The organism is Ruegeria sp. (assembly GCF_028066395.1).
Lineage (GTDB): Bacteria > Pseudomonadota > Alphaproteobacteria > Rhodobacterales > Rhodobacteraceae > Ruegeria.
On record NZ_JALCBM010000044.1, the window covers coordinates 1 to 3175 of the forward strand.

At 54.0% G+C, this 3175-nt stretch carries 2 protein-coding genes; one reads left to right on the top strand and one right to left on the bottom strand.

What is annotated here, in order from left to right; all coding sequences use genetic code 11:
* Window positions 1–1496: 1496 nt before the first annotated feature.
* Complete coding sequence (locus MPJ51_RS13980) at window positions 1497–1865, top strand: response regulator (protein ID WP_298387903.1); 369 nt, start codon at window positions 1497–1499, stop codon at window positions 1863–1865.
* Window positions 1866–1876: 11 nt separating this feature from the next.
* Here the strand turns inward: MPJ51_RS13980 and MPJ51_RS13985 are convergent.
* A partial coding sequence (locus tag MPJ51_RS13985; protein WP_298387906.1) for an adenylate/guanylate cyclase domain-containing protein occupies window positions 1877–3175 on the bottom strand: 1299 nt, incomplete at its 5' end.

Genomic DNA, 3175 nt, shown 5'->3' on the forward strand with positions numbered 1-3175 from the left:
AGCGTAAAGTAGCCGGGGTATAGCGACCATTTGACTGGTTTCAATTGTTGTCCAGTTTCTTGCTCTATTCTGGACGCCGCCCACCCATTTCATCTTTGATCAGAGCGGCTTCTTTCGGATTTGTTTGATTTCAATTTGTCGGCCCAGATGTGCGCATATTCTCGAAACAATTCAGACCTGTCGTCATGCAGAGCCATCAGCACGCAGGCCGCCCACATCGCAGCGTCATAGTCCAAATCGCTGCGTTTCAGCCGATATGCATTTACCACTGCACTACCCGGCGTCGATGGTTCACACACTGGTTTCCGGATCATAGCACCAAAACAAAGCTTACCAGAAAACCCGAGATTATCCCGATAGAAGCAACTGTAAACGTTAGTGAAAGGTTCAACATTCGGATATCCCAATCTGGCCAGTTTCGCGAGTGTGGCGTGGTGGGTGGCAAAGCAACTGACGGCCAGTATGCGGGAACATATCTGAATGCAGTAGGAACATGTCGTTAACGTTCTGTTAACAATTCACCAGATCGCCCCGCTTTGTCGCCCACCTGATTTCTGCATCTGCCACAGGGTTTCCTGTGAGGGCGGGTGCGAGCTATGCGGCATCTGATCGACGGCAGATTAACTCAGCATGAACGACGCGTTTCCATTTGGTTCAACTATGGTCAGGCAAACTCATTCTAAGTTGTTGATCCGGTTGAAGGGTGGATAAGATGGTGTTTGGTAAAGGTATTGAACCAGCTGACAGCCATGAGAAATGGGCGAAATGGACAATGAGGCCAAAGCAGGAAAAGCCAAAACCTACCCACTTTGCGGCTGTGTTTGTCCTTCTCCTGTCCGTCAGCGTATCGACAAGCATGTATCAGACCCTGCCATTTTGATGTGGTTTGACTGCCTTTGATCCGGACTCCGCTGGACCTGCGCAGGCGTGCCTCAAAGCTGGAAATCGCTCCGTACTATGCTGACCAAATGTTCAAAGCCTTTGTTCAATAGAACAAACTGGATACAACCGCCGGTTTTTCCGGAATTGGCCGCCCATGAAGATGTCACAAGTTGGGTATGACTGTTTCTGACTTATCTATCCTTGAATTGTACTGTGTGATTGCAGCCTCAGTTTCCATTTTCCTGGCTTGCTGCTGGGCGTTGTTGAATGCTGTGATCGACACCGACAAGAAACCTTCTTGGCCGAGATATACGTTCGTCGGCCTTGCTTTTCTCGGCACGGTGGCTGGTCCCGCAATTTGTGGGGCATGGATAATTTTCTCTGGGCTCTACTGAAGCTTAAAAATGCTCATCACGCATACGCGGATCGGCCAGGTTGCGTTGACAAAGTGAGCGTTCAGCGACGTTACCCAATCAGATATTCTTTGCGTGAAACAAAATTGGTGAAAGAATGCGCCGACCAGTAAGGTTTGCACCGCCCGATGGCAGAGCCCGGGTTTCAATGCGGCCTGAACCCGTCGGCAGTCAAAACGCGCGGCAGCGCAAGGGGGAATTTTGACTAAAGTCCTGTTGGTGGAAGACAACGAAATGAACCGCGATATGCTGTCGCGCAGATTGACGCGGAAAGGGTTTATCGTCGTTGCCGCGACAAACGGGTTGGAAGGCGTTTCCATGGCGGGCAGTGAAACTCCGGACATCATCCTGATGGATATGAGCTTGCCGGAAATTGATGGGTGGGAGGCCACTCGGCGGATCAAAGCAGCACCCGAGACGGCCTCGATCCCGGTGGTGGCCCTGACCGCACACGCGATGGCCAGTGATCGGGAAAAGGCGCTGGATGCAGGCTGTGATGATTTCGACACCAAACCCGTTGAGCTCAGCCGCCTGTTGGAAAAAATGGCAAAGCTGCTGCCTGCATCCTGACGAAAATCCGTTCAGTCCACAGCCGTTTTGCGCCGGATCACGTAGTAGGTTTTGACCTGCCCCTTGCCCTTTATGCGCGTATCGACGGGTTCGGAAATATCGAAGAGGTGCCTGACCCGTTTGGCGGTGGCTTCGGACAGTTGCACCCGGCCCGGTGCACCGGTTGATTCAAGACGGCTGGCAAAATTTACCGTGTCTCCCCAGACATCGTACAGGAAGCGGTGCGACCCGATTATTCCCGCAACCACCGGCCCGCTGTGAACGCCAACCCGGATATGCATCGGGTAATCCGTTTCACGGTTCAGCGCCTCAACCTGATCGAGCATGCGAAGCGCCACCTCGACGATCACCTCAGCATGATCGGCTCGACCATCCGGCACACCGGCGGCGACCATGTATGCATCGCCAATCGTCTTTATCTTTTCCACGCCAAGCTCTGTCGCGGTCTCGTCAAAGCCTGAGAAAATCTGGTTGAGATAGTGCACCACATGCGCCGGTGGTCGCTTGGCCGACATCTCGGTAAAACCGACAATATCCGAAAACAGGACGGTGACGTCGTTGTGGCGATCGGCGATCGTTGTCTCACCGCCATTCAGCCGCGTGACGATCTGATGGGGCAGAATGCTGTGTAAAAGATCTTCGTACTTCTGCTTTTCCGCCTCCATCTGCGCAAGGTAATGGCGTTCGCGCTCGCGCCAGCGATTTTTTTCCAGCGCGGCATTGATCCGGGCTTGCAGAAGAATCGGATTGAAGGGCTTGGGCAGGTAATCCTCGGCACCGGCTTCAATACAGCGCGCGACGCTGTCGATCTCATCCAGCGCTGAAATCATGATGACCGGAATATCGCGCAGGGCGTCTTGGTCTTTCATTCTGGTCAGCACGTCAAAGCCATTGATATCCGGCATCATGAGATCCAGCAGAACCAGATCGAACGATTGCCCGGACATCATTTTGAGGGCGGCGTATCCTCCGTCCGCGGTCCGGACCTGATGCCCGTCCCTCTCTAACCGCCGGGCCAGCAAACTGCGGTTTGCCTCGATGTCGTCAACGACAAGGATGGTACCGAGTGCGATGGCATCAGCGAGTGGGGCCGCAGGTTGCATGCTCTGAACCAGATTGGCGAACATTGCGGCGGTGTCCTGGGGCGAGCGAAGGCCCTTGGTATCGTCGCCTGATAAATCGTCGGACAGTGACGCAAGTTCGTCGATGTGACGCAGAAGGGCGTCCGTATGGTCAAGTAGCCCGCGCAGGTCCGCCTCCAGATGGCCAGCGTTCAGGTCATCCAGATCCTCCAACAGCATCTCGCTGTA